Origin of the sequence: Staphylococcus sp. HMSC063A07 (assembly GCF_001836955.1) — a bacterium.
GTDB lineage: Bacteria > Bacillota > Bacilli > Staphylococcales > Staphylococcaceae > Staphylococcus > Staphylococcus lugdunensis.
Map to the genome: position 1 here is coordinate 46,099 of NZ_KV830913.1, position 17,650 is coordinate 63,748.

Below are 17,650 nucleotides of genomic sequence, written 5' to 3' on the forward strand. Positions count from 1 at the left end.
ATTTCTACGGACAACGCAAGCTGGGGTGGGCCCATCATTATGAACTTCCTTAAGAGACTCAACAGATAATGTAAATCGGGACAACAATATAAAACATCATAAATAAAGAAACCAGTAAATGAATTTATAAAAAACTCATTTACTGGCTTTTTTCGATGAACGATGCCCCGCCTGGTGCGCATTTGTAAAACTAATTGACAAGAGACTGGAACATAATTATGTTTTAAGTTATGAACTCTATATTGGCAGTAGTTGACTGTGGAAAAAATACGCTTATACCAAGCTTTTTCAATCCTAGTCATCCTTTTCAAAAAGATTAATACTTGAGATTTCTATCCAGCATCTTCTAGTTTATATCACAAATACATCTATAAAAAACCATACAATCATGATAAACATGATGATCGCTTTGGCAATGTTGCTGGTTAAGAAAGCTACGATTGAACCCAAGCTTGCTTTAAAAGCTTTGTTCACATCGAAATCTTGCATAAGTTCAACTGCAAAAACTGCTACAAAAGGAATAATGATAATGCCAAATGGTGGGAAGACAAAACAACCAACGAGCACACCTATAAGTGCAACATACTCACTTATCTTTGAACCACCATATTTATTAACAAAATATTTATTCATTGCAAAATCAGAGATAAACATGAGTACCGTTAACACTATCATTGACACATAAAATATCCACGATAATTCACCATTATTAAATGCGAATTGATAAATTAAAAAACCAACCCACAACATCAAAACAGAGGGTATCACAGGTTTAATAAGTCCAACAAATGCCAAAATAAATGCGAAAATAATTAATAACCACAATAAGACAGTCATATTAAGATATCACCTTTTCTTCAGTAAATTTTTGATCTTTCGTGAAAAAGATTAGCACCATACCAATAAATATTGAGCTTGCTGATACAAAAAAGACATTTTCTAAACCAACCCACTGACTCATGGCACCACCTAATAAATTCCCACATAGCTGCCCAATTACCATCGCATTAGCAAAAAGTGTAGAAGCGTAGCCGGGAAAATCAGGTAAAATATCTTGAAAATAACTGATGCCTAAGCCAAGTAAAATCGCTAAAAAGAAGGCCAGAAAAACTTGCCCAAGCATCATCATATATATGTTATTAAAGATACCAATGCTAAAATAAAACGCACCACCACTTAGTGCTCCAACAATCAATAATGTTCTAGTTTGCAACTTAGTCGCTAACATTCCTAAAATCACCATGAATGGAACTTCTAATCCTGCGCATAAGCTTGCTAATGTCCCCACATAATCTTCAGAAATATGCAACTGTTTTGTTACAAACAACGGCATATTCATGGTATACATCCATTGCCCAATATGTAGCAAAATAAATGCTACAAAAGGCAAAAACAAGGTAACATCTTTCAACATATTCGGCGCTGTGGTTTCAATATGTGCTGTTCCACCAACTTGTTGTTCTCCTGTTAACTTTAAATCTTGATAAAAGAAGACCTGCAATAATAACGTAAATAAAATAATAGCAACTGTTCCTCCGAAGAGTCCAGCGTACCCATTAAAATGGATAAGACGTGAACCTATCAACGGCCCGAAAAGGAAGCCAAAAGAAAACATTGATCGTAACACTGTATTGGCAAATTTAGCATTTTTTCTGGAAGACGATATATTGATAGATTCTCTAGCAGAAGCATATAATTGAGGCATTGCTGGTGCAAATAAACCTTGAAAAATCGCATATGTAATAATAAATAACCAAATATCATGAATATAAAAATATATAGAGAAACTAACTGCCCCCATAAATAAGGCAGTAATAATTAAAAACTTACGATTAATATTATGCGTGTCTGAAAAGCGCGCGACTATAGAATTTATTGTAAATTGACTAACCGCAGCAAGCGCTAATAAAATGCCGAACTGATTGGTTGTCATACCTAATTCATTCGTCGCAAATAATACAAAATAGGGTACCGTAATTGCGATACCCATACCGAGAAGCATCATATTTACCACAAATAATTTATAGTTTTTAATATGGAGTAATGCTTTAAACATAAACGTACCCTCTATCCTTAAAATTAATTAATCTAAATGCCGACAAGGTTAACATGATACATATTGCGGCACGATATCCTATAAATTAGCGTATAAAGTTATACATTAAATTAACAAATGAATCTACTTGTGGCAACTGCAACATATTCGCTTCGTAACTCATAAATGTAGAGCGTATCAGTGGCTGACCTTCAATTAATACTTTTTCACATTCAAATTGATTTTTATCAATGTATTTCATCATAACCTCAGGTAAAATAGTTACTCCTACACCACTCAATAACATCTCTTTACATGTTCCAACTTGATCAACAGTAATGGTTGCATGGAAATCTTGTCCTAAGTTATCATTGTACCATTCTTTAATTTGATTAATATAAATGGGATCTGCTTGAAACTCAATAAATGGAAGTTTATCTACTTCTGCCCGCTTATCTTTAGGGTAAATAAAGTAATGTTCATCATTAAATAAATGGGTGTTTGTTAGGTTCATAACCTTATTTCCCCGCGTAATCATAACATGATAATCACGATGATGTGCTTTGATATGTTCAGTCGAACCTACTTGAACTTGTATTTCAACATTTGGAAACTGTGTATTATATAAACTTAAGACATCTGGAAGCAATGTTTGTCCTATCAAAGAAGAACAACCAATAGATATCGTACCATTGACCTCTCCAATATGCGCCTGCATTTTATCGTAAAATAAACGTTCTCGCTTTAACATATCGCGAGCATGCTCAATAATCATAGCCCCTTCTGTTGTAGTAATGAGTTGCTTTTTTGTACGAATAAAAATATCTACGCCAAAATTATTTTCAATTGCTTTTAATCGCTGTGTGACAGCAGGTTGCGAAATATATAATAATTCTGCAGCTTTGCGCAATGTTTTTGTCTCATCCAATGTTATAAGTAATCTATAGTCTTCAATTTTCATAGTTTCCCCCTACAATCCTCTTGCTTATCCATACATAATAAAGTCATAACTAAAACGTTTAGGATTTAAACAGCGCCCATCATAACAATACTTTATAAAGTAAAAGTACTATTAGTGCATAAGCCATTATTTTGGTAAAACATAAAATAATTAAGTAGATAAACCTACATTATAAAAATACTAATTGTCTAATGTAAAATGTATTTTTAAACTCTTGCTAATAATGACAAGCTTCTGTAGAAAGTCCCATCCCTAACTTGCTTTGCTTGTTGAAATATTAACTGCATTTCTTTGTGTTGGGGCCACCCCAACTTGCGTTGTCCGTTGTCTTTCGCTTCGAAAGCCTTTGTGTTGGGGCCCCACTCCAACTTGCGTTGTCCGTTGCTTTTTGTTTTGAAAGTCTCTATAACGGTTTCTCTTGGCTAATGTTAAACATGCATGATTTAAATCTTAGTCTTCTGTATAGCGTTTTTTTCTTTTATGACGTTGCTGTGGTTGAGGTGCTTGATGGTGATGTCGTTTCGCTTTATGTTTCTTTTGATTCATTTTGCGGTAACAATGCATGATTCGTCGTTCAAGTTCATCAAAATTATCATTTATCTCAATCATCAATTGATGTGCTATCATATAGGCTTCATGATACTGTCTTTTAGTGATTTGTTCATTAACTAACGCATTCATTAAGTCATCTTCATCAACAAGCTCATACTTACCAGTAGGCAATACTAAGACATCTAGAAATAAGTCTAATGTTCTAGCATTACCTTTTTGTGTAATGTTTTTGATATTTATATCGAAATAATATTCTAACGGTTGGCCTTTATCATCAAACATTGCTGTAATACTGTACCGTTTCTTTTCGGGTAAAATCTGCAGCCATTGATAATGGTCATCAGCCACAACCATATGCTTTCCAACTACCGTCACCTCAAGCGGTTCACGTACTTTATTCATCGTCACTAAACCGATAATGCCCTTGAATCTTTTATTATTCACCTTAACTTCTATATATTCCCTTTCTATAAGGCGACGCCAGTGACGTTTATCAATATATTTTACTTTCACAGCCACCAACTCCTTGTCATTATTATATTAGACTAACTATCGTCTGTCATCTTATCCGAAACTTTGTATTAATTACATGCATTTATTTGACTTCGATCATTTATATTCTACTATATATTTATGAATTTTTGTAAAATCGATAATATTACTATGAATTTTGAGATTTAAACTAGATTTTCAAAAATTAAAATTTAAACAAAAGCATATCACTTGGTCCATAATGTATATACTCACATCTAAGCTAAAAATCACCTTCACATATCATTATATAATACCGTTAAACCACAAGAAAAATTCTAAAAAAAAAAGAACACCTTGTGCCGTTAATAAGCACATGGCATTCTTATTTAATATGAAATCACAATTGTGTTTCAAGTTATGCGTCTATTCTACTGCATAAGCTTTAATAATCTCTTGGTGTTGAGGATACTTTTCTAATAATATTGCTTGTGCCAATAATTCAAAGTGTTCAAATTCAAATGCAGGTTGACACATGCAACCAACAATACCGTATCCTTTAGAATGTTTTAAACTTGAGGCAAATATCGTGCCTTTAGGAACAACACATTGCAAGACATCACCATCAGCAACATTTTGTCCTAACTGTTCAACATAGTATTTACCCTCTGTTGTAATCATATGAATTAAAAGCGTTTCACCACTATGGTGATACCATACCTCATCCGCATCAATACGATGAAAATGAGACACATCTGCATCTTTTAATAGAAAATATATACTGCTATATGATGCACGCTTTTTATCATCCGGTCGTAGCGTTTCTTTATAATAGCCTCCCTCGGGATGAGGCATTAATTCAAGTCGATTAATCCATTCTTCTGCAGATATCATTATTTTAAATCCACGTTATGGAAAACGTTTTGAACGTCTTCCAACTCTTCAAGTGCATCAACTAATTTTTCAAATGTTTCTTGATCCTCAGCTGATAATTCTATATCCGTTTGAGGTAACATTTCAAATTCTGCTACTTTGAACTCTTCTACACCTATTGCACGTAATGCTTCTTGCACTTGCGCAAATTGATCTGGTTCTGCATAGACAACAGTTAAGCCATCTTCATCAATAACATCTCTCACATCAACATCTTGTTCCATTAATGCTTCTAATACATCATCCGCAGACTTTCCTTCAATAGCAAATGTAGCAGTATCATCAAACATATATGCAACAGAACCTGATACGCCCATGTTTCCTCCATTTTTACCAAAAGCAGCTCGAACGTCTGAGGCTGTACGATTTACATTATTCGTTAACGCATCGACAATTATCATAGAGCCGCTTGGACCAAAACCTTCGTATCTAAGATGGTCAAAGTTTTCTTCTCCTGCACCTTTAGCCTTATCGATTGCCTTGTCAATGATATGATTAGGTACTGAATATGTTTTAGCACGTTCTAACACTAAGCGTAATGCTTGGTTTGAATTTGGATCAGGCTCGCCTGATTTTGCTGCAACATATATTTCTTTACCAAATTTAGCATAAATTCTGCTAGTGTTTTTATCCTTTTGGGCTTTTTTCTCTTTAATATTATTCCATTTACGACCCATAATGTCATCTCACTTTCGTTCTTCTAAATTAACACTATTTATTATACATGATTTTCCAACGATTATATATAACATACAGCACGTAAACATGCCAATTTAGTAACAATTCTATTATATCAATATATGTCCGCCTATCATTAATTCATCTTATATCCGATTGTTTTTATATTGATGATTGAGCTTAAATAAAATTAAAAATACTGACAAAGTAAACTTTGCCAGTACAAACAAACTTAGATTTCTAATAATTCTTCGACATCTTTAAATAAGTCATTAAAACTTTCAATATTGTCATCATTCATATAAATGAAAATTTTACGCTCATCTTCTTCTGAACGTTGTTTACTTAATTTTTCTTTGTCGATAAGTCGACGGATAGAAACAAGTAACTTCGTTCTACTTAAATCTAATTCTTCAATCGCTAATTTTAAAAACGATTGCATCAATACTTTCTCTTCTGAAGTATAATCTTTAGCAAGTTTTAATACTGCTAAATCATTAAGCGTCAGCTTATATTTTTTATCTATATATTCTGACAATAATTTATGCTTCTTATAAAGATTTAGTAATTGATTTAATTTATCTTTACTCAATACTATTGCACCTCCAAATATAAGCGGACAATATATTATAATTATCTACTATGTTTTAGAGGTTGTCGTTTTCATTTGTTTAATATTCATTGCCAAAATTACCAACACATTTGAATTGAATTGCACTACGCATTAATTGCACACTATTTGAATATTTTTATGATTCTTAATGAATCATAACCTAAATTAACTTTAAAATAGTCTTTCCTGAAGTCATGTTCAATAATTCTCATAGTCGTATGTAAATGATCTTCAATTTCTTTTAATAATTCCTGAGTCCAATTGTATTTTTCACGAATATGGCGATTAATGATGTGATTGATATTACCATTTTTCTCGTCAACTTTTTCCGACTTAATTAATCGAATCGATTGTTCAGCTGCTTCTTCAAAATGAATTAATACTTCTGTATCACCGAAATAGGTAATTGATGCTTCGCTTTCAAATACTCTCCAATCATATAAGAATAATGTATACTGTGCCTCATTTTCTACTACAATATAATTATCTTTAATTGTTCTGGACTGGTTCATCATCCACTTAATTTGACCAATGATGATGCCTAACACCGTTTTAAAACCATTTTCATCAAAGATATGAATTGCATTAAACGAATTTCTACTAAAATATAAGTTAACACCCATACCATCAAATAACTCTGCCGTTTTCAAAAAGGTTTCAATAATTAATGGGGCACTGTTACTCAAGTCGTTTTCATTATTTAAAAATTGGTGGTTCTCTATATTTAAAAATATAACTTTGCTATATGATAAATCAATTTGTGTTAATATTTTTTCGATATTCTGATACTCTAAAATATTTTTTAATAATAAATGTTGACTATCTTCTAGTAAATATGGTTGTTCAAGGTGAGCATTATCAATAAATAAATAATCAAAACCGATACGTTTTATTTGTGATTCTAATGTTTTAAACATGACTGTTTCGTTAAGCAAACAGCTAATGTCTAAACCAAATCTTAAACCAAATTGCTTATTTTGAATTTTTAAAATAAGCCGATAAATTTCTTTTAGTTCTATTACTTCCATATCAAATACAAGCATGATAATACCACGATCACCATTTGCTAATGATTTCTTATAGTTTAAACGTTCTACTACTTGTACATAAATGCGCTCGATATAATCCATAATTTCTAATGATTGAATTTTAAAGGCAATATGCAAATTATTTGCCGCAATTTTTTTAAACATATCTCCAATTTCAGCATCACTCAGATTATTAATTAATGTTCCAATACCAAAATTAACATAGATAATTAAATTTTCTGTATTAATATTAGCTTTTCCTTTGATTTTAATAAAGAATAACTCTTTAAACTCTTCAACAGTATTAATCTGAGTTACAAGTTCAAAATTTTGCTTTGTTTTTACTTTATTGTTGTCTATAAATATTTTACGTTCAATATTTTCTTGATAATAATTAATCTGTTGTCTGAGTACTGTTTTTAAATGTTGTTCATTATCCTCACTTAACACTTCATAATTCATTAATAAATATTTATCCTTTATATTTAAACTTCGATAATCATTAGGTGTAATACCAATATAACTTTTAAACATTTTCGTATAGCTAGCCGAATTACTAAACCCTAATTTATCGCTAATATGACTAATGGTTGAATTTTCAGTTAACAAGTATTCAATTGATTCAGCAATTTTTAGTGAATCAACGTATTGTTTAAAACCCATGTTTAAGTTTTGGTGAAACTGTGCGGAAATGTTGGATTTTGAGGTGAATAAATTTTGAGATAGCGCATTTAACGTTAGTTTTTCATGAGAGTGTTTATTAATATATTCTAGTATTTGGCTAAGTTCCCCATAAAATAAAAATTTATATTGATTTTCAGCCGTTTCTAAATCAACACTTCCTTCTGTTGCTATTACTTCCACCATTTGTTTAATGTAGTTTTCATTACTAGTTATGGGCATTTGATTAATATAGTTAATCGCAATTTTAAGCATCAGTTGTTTTAATTTATTGATTGATTTTATTAAGTTCACAGAATACTTATAATCAAAAAATACATAATCGTGATTTTTAAACCAATCGCTCGTAATGTAAAGCATTAATGATTTATGATTCTGTTTAATTGTAAAAATATCTTTATTATTTATGATATATATTTCATCACTAATCGTAGTAGAATTAGCAAAATGCTGAATCGTCAGATCCCCTTGTATAGGTAAAATGACAATAATACCATCGATACATCGTGTTGGTTGATATTCTTCTTTAGTGAGGATTCGAAAAAAAGTATTAGTCATATATCTTCCTCTTTCTAATCTTGCTAGCTCATAACCCTTATATTTTACTTAACATAAAGTCCGCTTTTCCTATAATAATAAGCATAAATTTAACACAATCTAAATATATTAGCAAAAATAAACTAACATATTTATTGTTATGTTTTTTCTATTTTATTGATAACTATAAAATTACATAAAAAAATATTGCGCTTTGGGTTAGTGTAATTCTTTCGCTGATTATTGGCATGCTGTTGCCAAAACTTTACTACACTAAACAAGTAAAACAAAGCGCAAACATCTTTTGATTTAAGATATTTATTTTTCGATTAATTTCGAAAACGGTTTGCTAAGCTTAAAATATCAAGAATAATATTAAGCAAATTAATAAACAGATTAAAGCCCATTTCTCTCGGTGAAAATTGACCCCGTTTCATTCTATTAAAATCATATAAAGTATATAGAAGAAACAGAAACAAGCTGACTACCGTGATAACCGTATAAAATACTGGATTATGAATAAACAGTCCAATAAGAGATGCTACAATCAGTGCCAGTAATGTTACAAACAAATATCTTCCTATACTTGATGCATCTTTTATAAAGAAAAAACCTATCACTCCAAAAATAACAAATGCACCAATAGCTAAGACAATATTTTTATAAAATACATCCGCACCTAAATTTTGTAAGTATGTTGTAAACATCGCGTATGATAATAGTCCCACGATAATCGCATAGATATGAGAAATAATCAAACCATATTTACGCGCTCTTTTAAATATTAAGGTAGAAAAAATAAGAACTAACAATCCTATAGACAATGGCATTCGCCATTCATCAGGAAGGTATTGTCCAAAATAACAACCAATACCAAATATAAGCCAATAATACATAAAATATAACCATACTTGCGAATACGCCCATGATTTAGATTGACTGTGATCTGTCATATGTCTTTGTTTCTTTGAAAAATCATTCATGCTATTGCTCCTTCCTTCAATAGTTATTTATAACACTAAGACAATAAGATAAACATTGTTTTATTGAAAATGAATAATCCAGTTGGATAAATGCATTTACATTTCATTTTTTATTCTCGAAATATTACAAATTAAATTTTTATATTGAAAATAACTTTCATAATTTCCATTTCTAACCCTTATGCAGCAACGTTTATAAATATATTTACATTTCATCGTCATTTATTAATAATATTACAAGATAGTAACAATACCCACAAAGAAAACTATTTTTGATAATATGGGGGTGTAGTGATAAATCGGAAATTAAATATTTAAATTAAAGTGCATGACTTAATGTGCATTTAAATATAAGGAGGACATGAACGTGAAAAAATTAGCATTTGCTATTACAGCTGCATCAGGTGCTGCTGCAGCGCTTACACACCAACATGCCGAAGCCGCAACACAACACACCGTTAAATCTGGTGAATCTTTATGGAGTATCGCTCAACAGCATAACACAACTGTTAACGATATTAAACAAAGTAATAATCTTTCAAATAACTTTGTATTCCCTGGTCAAGTCTTATCAGTTGGTGGAAATAATACCAACAGTAGCCAATATAGTGGTCAAAATTCTTCAGCAACATCTCATACAGTTCAAGCTGGAGAATCATTAAATCTTATTGCCAATCAATATGGTGTGTCAGTTAATGACTTAATGCGCGCTAATAATTTAAATGGCTATTTAATCATGCCAAATCAAACATTAAATATCCCAAGTGGTTCTGGCAATGGTGCTGGTTCTGGTGGCACAACAGTAACACCTTCAAATACAAACACAACACCAACATTTAACCATTCTAATCTATATACTTCCGGTCAATGTACTTGGTATGTATTTGATCGTCGTTCTCAAGCCGGCAAACCAATAAGCACTTATTGGTCAGATGCAAAATATTGGGCTGGAAATGCTGCTAATGATGGTTACCGTGTAGATAACTCACCTGAAGTTGGCGCAATTATGCAAAGTACACCTGGCCCATATGGTCATGTTGCATATGTTGAACGTGTTAATGGCGACGGTAGTATTTTAATTTCTGAAATGAATTATACTTATGGTCCATATAACACAAATACTAGAACTATCCCTGCTTCAGAAGTTTCTAGTTATGCATTTATCCATTAATATAACAATAATCAAAGCGTGAGACCTAGCTCTTACGCTTTTTTATTTTGTTAAAAATTATCTTTTAAGTCCATTTCACTCAAAAGATATAAATAGATAGCTTTGAACTTATTTATAACGGATTAAAATCTAACCGCCTAAAGTTTCTATTGTTAGCGTTATTGCATCATCATTTTATACATCAGACATCACATTCACTTAGTTTAAAGAAAGCCAACGGACAACGCAAGCTGGGCTGGCTGAGACAGCCCGAGTTATACACTACGAAGCAATGAATATGAATAAGCCAGTAAATGCATTTACTAAAAACGCATTTACTGGCTTATTTTTCTAAAAATGATGTCCTAGCCTGTTTTAGCAATATTTTAATTAATAACTTATTATGCTTTATAAGAAAATATGCATAATCAAATAGATAATAGCTGCCAATACAGCTGAAATAGGTAATGTAATTACCCATGTGATAACCATACGTTGCGCTGTACTCCATTTTACGCCTTTCACACGATTAGCTGCACCTACACCTAGAATAGATGAAGATACAACGTGCGTAGTAGATAATGGGAAATGTAGTGATGAAGCCACGAAAATAGTTAATGCTGATGATAAATCAGCTGCTGCACCGTTAGCAGGTCTAATTTTCATGATATTACCACCTACAGTTTTGATGATTTTCCAACCACCAATTGCAGTACCTAAGCCCATTGCGGTAGCACAAGCTACTTTAACCCATAACTGAGGTTCTACTTGGTGTTGCACATCAGCTACGATTAAAGCTAAGGTAATAATCCCCATTGATTTTTGAGCATCGTTTGTCCCGTGTGAGAAGGATTGCAATGCTGCCGTAAAAATTTGGAAAAATCTAAAGTTACGGTTAGATCTTGTTAAATTCGCATTTTTAAAGACAATTTTCACAATGGAATACATGATATAACCTACACAAAATGCAATGATTGGTGAAATAATCAATACGATAATAATTTTGGTAAATCCTTGATAATGAATATCCATGAAAGAACCAGTTGATGCAATTGCTGCACCTGCAATTGAACCAATCAAAGCATGAGATGATGAACTAGGTATACCATAAAACCATGTTACTAAATTCCAAATAATTGCTGAAATAATTGCTGCAAGTACGACAACGAGCCCATTATGTAATTCAAATGGATTTACAATATCCTTTGTAATTGTTCCTGCCACACCAGTAAATGTTAAGGCACCAATAAAATTCATAATTGCAGCTAATAGTATAGCTCTTCTCGGCGTTAAAGCACGAGTAGATACCGCTGTAGCTACCGCGTTTGCAGTATCGTGAAAACCGTTGATAAAGTCAAATATCAATGAAAAAACAACGATAGCTATCGTAATAATTAATACGTAATCCATCTTTAAGAACTCCCTTAGCTATTTTTCATAATGATTGTTTCAAAGTTATTTGCTACAACTTGGCATTTATCAGCGATTTCTTCCATGCTTTGGTAAATGTCTTTTATTTTAATTAATGTCATTGGATCAGTTTCACTATTAAATATATGCTTCATTGATTGACGTAAAATACCATCACAGTTTGTTTCAAATTCTTTAATATTAATAGAATGAATGCGCATATGTGATAATTTTTTATCTACAAGTAAGCCGACCGCTAATTTCATTTCAGCTACTGCTTTTTGAATGTTTTCAACAAATTCTGCCATATATTCATCAGTATATTCGATTGAATACATTTCAAACATTGCAGATGTTTCTTCCATTGCATCTAATACATCATCGATTGCGTTGCATAATGATAGGATATCCTCACGTTCAATAGGTGTAATGAATGTTTGATTTAAATCTGTAATAACTTGATGCATTAATTCATCACCGTGAGATTCATAAGTTTTGATATTGTCAGAATACGCTTTTAAATCTAAATGTGTATTGAAATCCATTTTACCGAATTCCATTGCTGCACGATCTAAATTGAAAACCATTTCTTCAAGTTGAACCATGAACTTATCCTTTTTCTTTGTAAACATTTTAAATCCTCCATTTAAGCGATTGAAAATCATCACTTCCGTAATTTAATACTACTAAAGACAATCCCTATTAAGAAAATTGTTACATTATAATCACTCTAACCCGATTCATTTTCTGACTTTTGTAAATATTTTGTAAGTATGTCATTATGCATCGCGAAAAAATGTTCTCAAATACTGACTTTGTCCCTCTTTGAAAATAGCATAAAATTTACAATATCACAATTCTATTTACAAATTCTTTACAATTAGACAATGTAATCGTAATGCTTGATGCAATAAGTAACTGGAATACACTTTTTAATGACTGTATTTTAAAGCAACTTAATATATGGCCATAACACCATATCTATGAATGATATATTGGCAGTAGTTGACTGGATTGAACATATGCTTATATCAAGCTTTTTCAATCCTAGTCAACCTTGCCGGGCGGGACTACGAATTCATAATGAATGCTGTCCCGCTTCCTCTCTGTTGAGGCCCACCCCAACTTGCTTTGCTTGGGGAAACTAATTTTATTAGTTTCTTTGTGTTGGGGCCCCTATATCGAGTGGCTGATGGTGCGTTTGGTGTGGTTGTATGTGATGATTGCAAATATGGCGTATATGGTGCTGTATATGGTCATAACGATGTATATAGGGCTTGTATTATTGGTTCCTATGATGTCCATGAATCCTCTTGAGATGAAGTAGGCGTGCAGTAGTGCAATGATGAGTGGTAGACCAAAGTTGAATGTGACTTTAAGTTTTAGTCCTTTTGTCATATCGTATTGGTTGAAACCTAATTTACGCAGTATGGAATAGTTTTCGAGTTCATCTTCGGTTTCATCCATTTGTCTAATATATATAATACAGCCTACTGCGATGAGAAATGTGATGCCTAAAAATGATGTCACAAATAGCACAATTCCTGTTATGCTGGATACTTCGCTTACAATCTGACTACGTGTTTCTAGTTGATGATTCATATCATTAACAATCATCTCCAGTTTAGGTACGTCTTTCCGATGTGTTAAATCAAAGCCATATTGTACTATCTTATCTTTCTTTTTAGCATGTGTTTTAATTTTCTGATAGTCTGAATCATTCAATATAAACGTTGGGTCTCCTAAATCATTATCTTCTTTAAAATAAACGTCATGTATTACCTTGTTTAATTTCACATTAATATGATGTTTTTTAGTACCTATACCTGTAGTACCATGTGGGTAATGTTTCATATACTGTCGAATTGTTCCATCAGGGATAATTAAATCTGCTTCACCTTTCTCTACGTTCCGATTAGGAAAAAAGGCAGCACTTGTGACATTAACATAATATGGTCTAGCAGTATCGCTATTGAATAATTTATTTTTATAAAGGTGTGTATAAATTAATTCTTTATAATTATAGTCATGTTCAATCTGTCGTTGATTTAACATATATGATAATTGATTAGCAGCAGCAGTTTGATTCGTTGTAACATCATATGGAGAGGCCAATAGTACTTCGTTCGTTAACGAGCTGCGACTTATTGCAGCGATACAAAGAACTGTAACAGTAATAGATGAAATAATCGCCATTACCGTTAAGGAAAAGGCGTTTTTACGCACACGATAGACTAAAGACGATGTAAATATGACATCACTCACATTCACAGACCCTTGCTTAAACCTTTTTAATAATTTTAAGACTAAAGATACAGAACTTCTAAAGAAAAAATATGGCCCTATTAATAATAAAATACAAATGATAAACAATACTGAAATATGTACAAAATCAACAAGATGATTCGTAATAAAGTAATAGCTTGTTGCGATCATCAGTAACCCTAATATGCCGAAGATCGCTTCCTTAAAACTCAACTTACTATTGCTTAATGCTTTAACTTCCGTGTCTTCAAATAATTCTGTAAGCGAATATCTATAAATAAAAATAATCGATTGCACCATAGTTAAGATAAACGCACTACCAATAAGCATACCAGTTTGTAACAGGGCTTCAGCACTAAATACAATTGGCGCAGTTGCTTTAGCGCCTAACAATTTCAAGACAATCATCAATAAAATTTTAGTGCTAAATAAGCCGATTAGAATACCAATAATAGACGTTACGAAATAAATAGCAATCTGCTCAACCATTACAATATGTACTAAATTACGCTTACTTAAGCCGATCACTTGATATAAAGCAAATTCTCGAAAGCGCCGCTTAACAAATAGCATATTTGAATAAATGATGAAAATAAGAATAATCACAAATAAAAAATAACTGCCAAATTGTGTTCCTTCACGGATGACATCGAAAGATTGATTAATATTAATATGGCGCACATACCTAATTGTGACAAAGCTAAAATATAAGACAATACTAATAATAAGTGACAATAAATACAGCGCATAATGCCTCATATTTTGTCTAAAGTTTTTCAAGATAATATGATTAAAATTCATGATGAACCCCACCTAAAACACTTTGTGTGCGAATAATTTCACGATAAAATGTTTCATCGTCATCATCCCCTTGATAGAGCTCAGTAAATATTTGTCCATCTTTCAACATGACTACACGATTAGAAAAGCTTGCTGCTAATGGATCATGCGTGACCATGATAATTGTCGTTTGTCGATATTTATTCATATAGACAAGTCGTTCCAATAAATCTTGAGAACTTTTGGAGTCTAAAGCGCCTGTAGGTTCATCTGCAAAAATAATTTTAGGTAATGTAATAAAAGCGCGTGCGGCAGATGTTCGCTGCCGTTGACCACCAGAAAGTTCTGAAGGGTATTTATCACCCAATTCTGCAATATTTAATGTTTCAACAACTTTATGATAACGCTTCATTGCCATCTCTTTACTAATTTTTTGTACAGATAACGGCAATAAAATATTCTCTTTTACCGTCAATGTATGTAGTAAATTATAATCTTGAAAAATAAACCCAATATCCCGCTTACGCATATCAGATAGCGCTTTATTCGACATTTTTTCTAGTTTATGTCCAGCTAATTCTACTGAACCTTGTGACATATAATCAATTGATCCCAAAATATTTAATAACGTCGTTTTTCCAGAGCCAGAAGGTCCCATTATTGAGACAAATTCACCTTCATCAACTGAAAGATTAATACCTCTTAAAACTTCCTGCTGCATATCTTTACTTCCGTATATTTTAGTTAATTCTTTAACTACTAATATTGACACAACAACACTCCTTACATCCATCTTCACTCTTAATTATAACGAGTCGATATATGTAACGCCGCTATCTTAAGTAACAATACACTTATTTAATATGACAATTTTGTCACTTCTGACAACCGTTTCATAATCTCATTTTGTTTTGGGAAAATTAAAATAAATGTCGTACCTTTACCTATTTCAGACATCACTTCAATTTGGATACCTAATTGTGCTTTAACACTGTCAACCAAATATAATCCCATACCCGAAGAAGCTGTTTCATCACGATTAGCAGTTGATGTATAACCTCGATCAAAAATTCTTGGCAAGTCTTTCTGACTAATGCCTCTGCCCTCATCTTGAATTTTCAAATGGACGTGTTCACCTTTAATATAGCCTGACATATGAATATCAGAGTTTTTACTATATTTTAAAGAATTTGACAAAATTTGCCGAATCATCATGCGGCACCATTTTACATCTGTGTAGACCATTGTATTACCATCAAATGATAAGTTATAGCCAATACCTTTTGCTTGGCTAATGTGTCTTGTTAATTGTATTTCATCAATCACTAAACGTTTTAATGATACTTGTTCAAAGTACATATCTCTATTTTGAGACTCTAAGCGCGTTAAGTATAATTGTTTATCTAACATTTCATTAATTCTAGACCACTCATAAAGCAATGACTGTTTGCGCTGTTGATTTTGTTCCTGATCAATTAACAATTTCATTGCTGTCACAGGCGTTTTAATATCATGAACAAATTCAGTTATTGATTGTTCCGTTACTTTAATCTGATGTTGCTGTTTTGTTACTTTTTCCTTTTGTAAATTCAATTTGCGATACAAATAATCCACGATTTGTTCTTGAAACGGGCTTTCTGCGAGTCCTTTATGCTTTATTTCCTCTATTTCTTTATTTTCATAAAAATGTTGATATAACTTAATTTCTTTTAAAAAAGCAAAGAGTAAAAAGATAGCAGTCATTCCAATGTTTAACACCACTAAATAAATCATACTATCAACAGAAATATCGTAATCAATATAAGAAATACCCAGCATCATTAGGTTTAAAAATAAAAACCATAGCACCCAATTCTTACGTGTCTTGATAAACAGCCAAAACCATTTCACGTTATTCATGAGCCATATATCCTTTACCAACTTTTGTTTCAATCGCAGTATCCATATCTAATTCAGCTAATTTTTTACGCAAACGATTAACATTAACAGTTAAGGTATTATCACTAACAAAGGCTTCGTCTTCCCAGAGTGCTGTAATTAATGTGTCACGCGTCACGATTTGATTTTGTTTCGTAATTAACATTTCTAAGATAATCATCTCTGTTTTAGATAAATAAATCACTTTATCGTCTTTTTGAATACTATCTTTTGATAAATCGACAACTGCTTTTTGCCAATTTAAAATACGCTTTTCTTCTACGCCAAACTCATACACTCGACGATAAATCGCTTGTAATTTTGCAATAAGCACGTTGGTATAAAATGGTTTTTGCATATAATCGTCTGCACCTAATTCCATACTCATTACTTGATCCATTGGGTTATCACGAGATGATAAAAATAAGATGGGCACGTTAGACACTTGGCGCATTTTTCGACACCAATAGAATCCATCATATTTAGGAAGTTGAACATCCATAATAACAATCTCCGGTTGAACTTGTTCATATGTCTCCATCACATTGCTAAAATCTTCTACTCCCATAACGTTAAAATCCCATTGTTCTAGTTCTTTTTTCAATTCTTTAAATAGCGTCTTATCGTCTTCTACGAGTAATATTTGCATGAATTTT

16 protein-coding genes are annotated in these 17,650 nt (G+C 32.0%); 1 reads left to right on the plus strand and 15 read right to left on the minus strand.

What is annotated here, in order from left to right; genetic code table 11:
* Positions 1–351: 351 nt before the first annotated feature.
* The 9 genes from HMPREF2597_RS03520 to HMPREF2597_RS03560 all read right to left on the minus strand — a co-directional run bounded on the left by HMPREF2597_RS03520 (position 352) and on the right by HMPREF2597_RS03560 (position 9,442).
* Complete coding sequence (locus tag HMPREF2597_RS03520) at positions 352–837, minus strand: DUF456 domain-containing protein (RefSeq protein WP_002479385.1); 486 nt, start codon at positions 835–837, stop codon at positions 352–354.
* 1 nt (position 838) lies between these two features.
* Complete coding sequence (locus HMPREF2597_RS03525) at positions 839–2,056, minus strand: sugar efflux transporter (protein WP_002459795.1); 1,218 nt, start codon at positions 2,054–2,056, stop codon at positions 839–841.
* 85 nt (positions 2,057–2,141) lie between these two features.
* Positions 2,142–2,996, minus strand: a complete 855-nt coding sequence (locus HMPREF2597_RS03530) for a LysR family transcriptional regulator (protein ID WP_002459796.1) — start codon at positions 2,994–2,996, stop codon at positions 2,142–2,144.
* Between the two features lie 450 nt (positions 2,997–3,446).
* Positions 3,447–4,061, minus strand: a complete 615-nt coding sequence (locus tag HMPREF2597_RS03535) for a ribonuclease FAU-1 family protein (RefSeq protein ID WP_002479386.1) — start codon at positions 4,059–4,061, stop codon at positions 3,447–3,449.
* A 384-nt stretch (positions 4,062–4,445) separates the two neighbouring features.
* Entirely contained in the window at positions 4,446–4,913 is a 468-nt protein-coding gene (locus tag HMPREF2597_RS03540; protein WP_002459798.1) for a cupin domain-containing protein, read from the minus strand.
* Positions 4,913–5,629, minus strand: coding sequence for a YebC/PmpR family DNA-binding transcriptional regulator (locus HMPREF2597_RS03545; protein WP_002459799.1), 717 nt, complete (start codon positions 5,627–5,629; stop codon positions 4,913–4,915). Before HMPREF2597_RS03545 ends, HMPREF2597_RS03540 begins: the two co-directional genes overlap by 1 nt.
* Before the next feature lie 233 nt (positions 5,630–5,862).
* A complete protein-coding gene (locus tag HMPREF2597_RS03550; RefSeq protein WP_002459800.1) occupies positions 5,863–6,222 on the minus strand; it encodes a transcriptional regulator, SarA/Rot family in 360 nt (119 codons plus the stop codon).
* A 143-nt stretch (positions 6,223–6,365) separates the two neighbouring features.
* Positions 6,366–8,510, minus strand: a complete 2,145-nt coding sequence (locus HMPREF2597_RS03555) for a helix-turn-helix domain-containing protein (protein ID WP_060795728.1) — start codon at positions 8,508–8,510, stop codon at positions 6,366–6,368.
* A gap of 308 nt (positions 8,511–8,818) precedes the next feature.
* On the minus strand, positions 8,819–9,442 hold the full coding sequence (locus tag HMPREF2597_RS03560; RefSeq protein ID WP_371089515.1) for a Bax inhibitor-1/YccA family protein: 624 nt from the start codon (positions 9,440–9,442) through the stop codon (positions 8,819–8,821).
* A 397-nt stretch (positions 9,443–9,839) separates the two neighbouring features.
* On the opposite strand from HMPREF2597_RS03560, the gene HMPREF2597_RS03565 reads away from it, so the two are divergent.
* Entirely contained in the window at positions 9,840–10,643 is an 804-nt protein-coding gene (locus HMPREF2597_RS03565; RefSeq protein ID WP_002479388.1) for a CHAP domain-containing protein, read from the plus strand.
* Positions 10,644–11,030: 387 nt separating this feature from the next.
* Here HMPREF2597_RS03565 and HMPREF2597_RS03570 read toward each other — a convergent pair whose 3' ends face one another.
* From HMPREF2597_RS03570 to graR, 6 genes are all read right to left on the minus strand, one after another.
* On the minus strand, positions 11,031–12,032 hold the full coding sequence (locus HMPREF2597_RS03570) for an inorganic phosphate transporter (RefSeq protein ID WP_002459804.1): 1,002 nt from the start codon (positions 12,030–12,032) through the stop codon (positions 11,031–11,033).
* A 14-nt stretch (positions 12,033–12,046) separates the two neighbouring features.
* Positions 12,047–12,664 carry a DUF47 domain-containing protein gene (locus HMPREF2597_RS03575; protein WP_002479389.1) on the minus strand — a complete coding sequence of 206 codons (618 nt, stop codon included), beginning with the start codon at positions 12,662–12,664 and terminating at the stop codon, positions 12,047–12,049.
* A gap of 544 nt (positions 12,665–13,208) precedes the next feature.
* A complete protein-coding gene (locus tag HMPREF2597_RS03580) occupies positions 13,209–15,098 on the minus strand; it encodes an FtsX-like permease family protein (protein ID WP_002479390.1) in 1,890 nt (629 codons plus the stop codon).
* Positions 15,088–15,849 carry an ABC transporter ATP-binding protein gene (locus HMPREF2597_RS03585; RefSeq protein WP_002479391.1) on the minus strand — a complete coding sequence of 254 codons (762 nt, stop codon included), beginning with the start codon at positions 15,847–15,849 and terminating at the stop codon, positions 15,088–15,090. The genes HMPREF2597_RS03580 and HMPREF2597_RS03585 overlap by 11 nt, the downstream gene beginning before the upstream one ends.
* A gap of 86 nt (positions 15,850–15,935) precedes the next feature.
* Entirely contained in the window at positions 15,936–16,976 is a 1,041-nt protein-coding gene (locus tag HMPREF2597_RS03590) for a sensor histidine kinase (protein WP_002459808.1), read from the minus strand.
* On the minus strand, positions 16,969–17,643 hold the full coding sequence (gene graR / locus HMPREF2597_RS03595) for a response regulator transcription factor GraR/ApsR (protein ID WP_002459809.1): 675 nt from the start codon (positions 17,641–17,643) through the stop codon (positions 16,969–16,971). Before graR ends, HMPREF2597_RS03590 begins: the two co-directional genes overlap by 8 nt.
* Between the last annotated feature and the right edge of the window lie 7 nt (positions 17,644–17,650).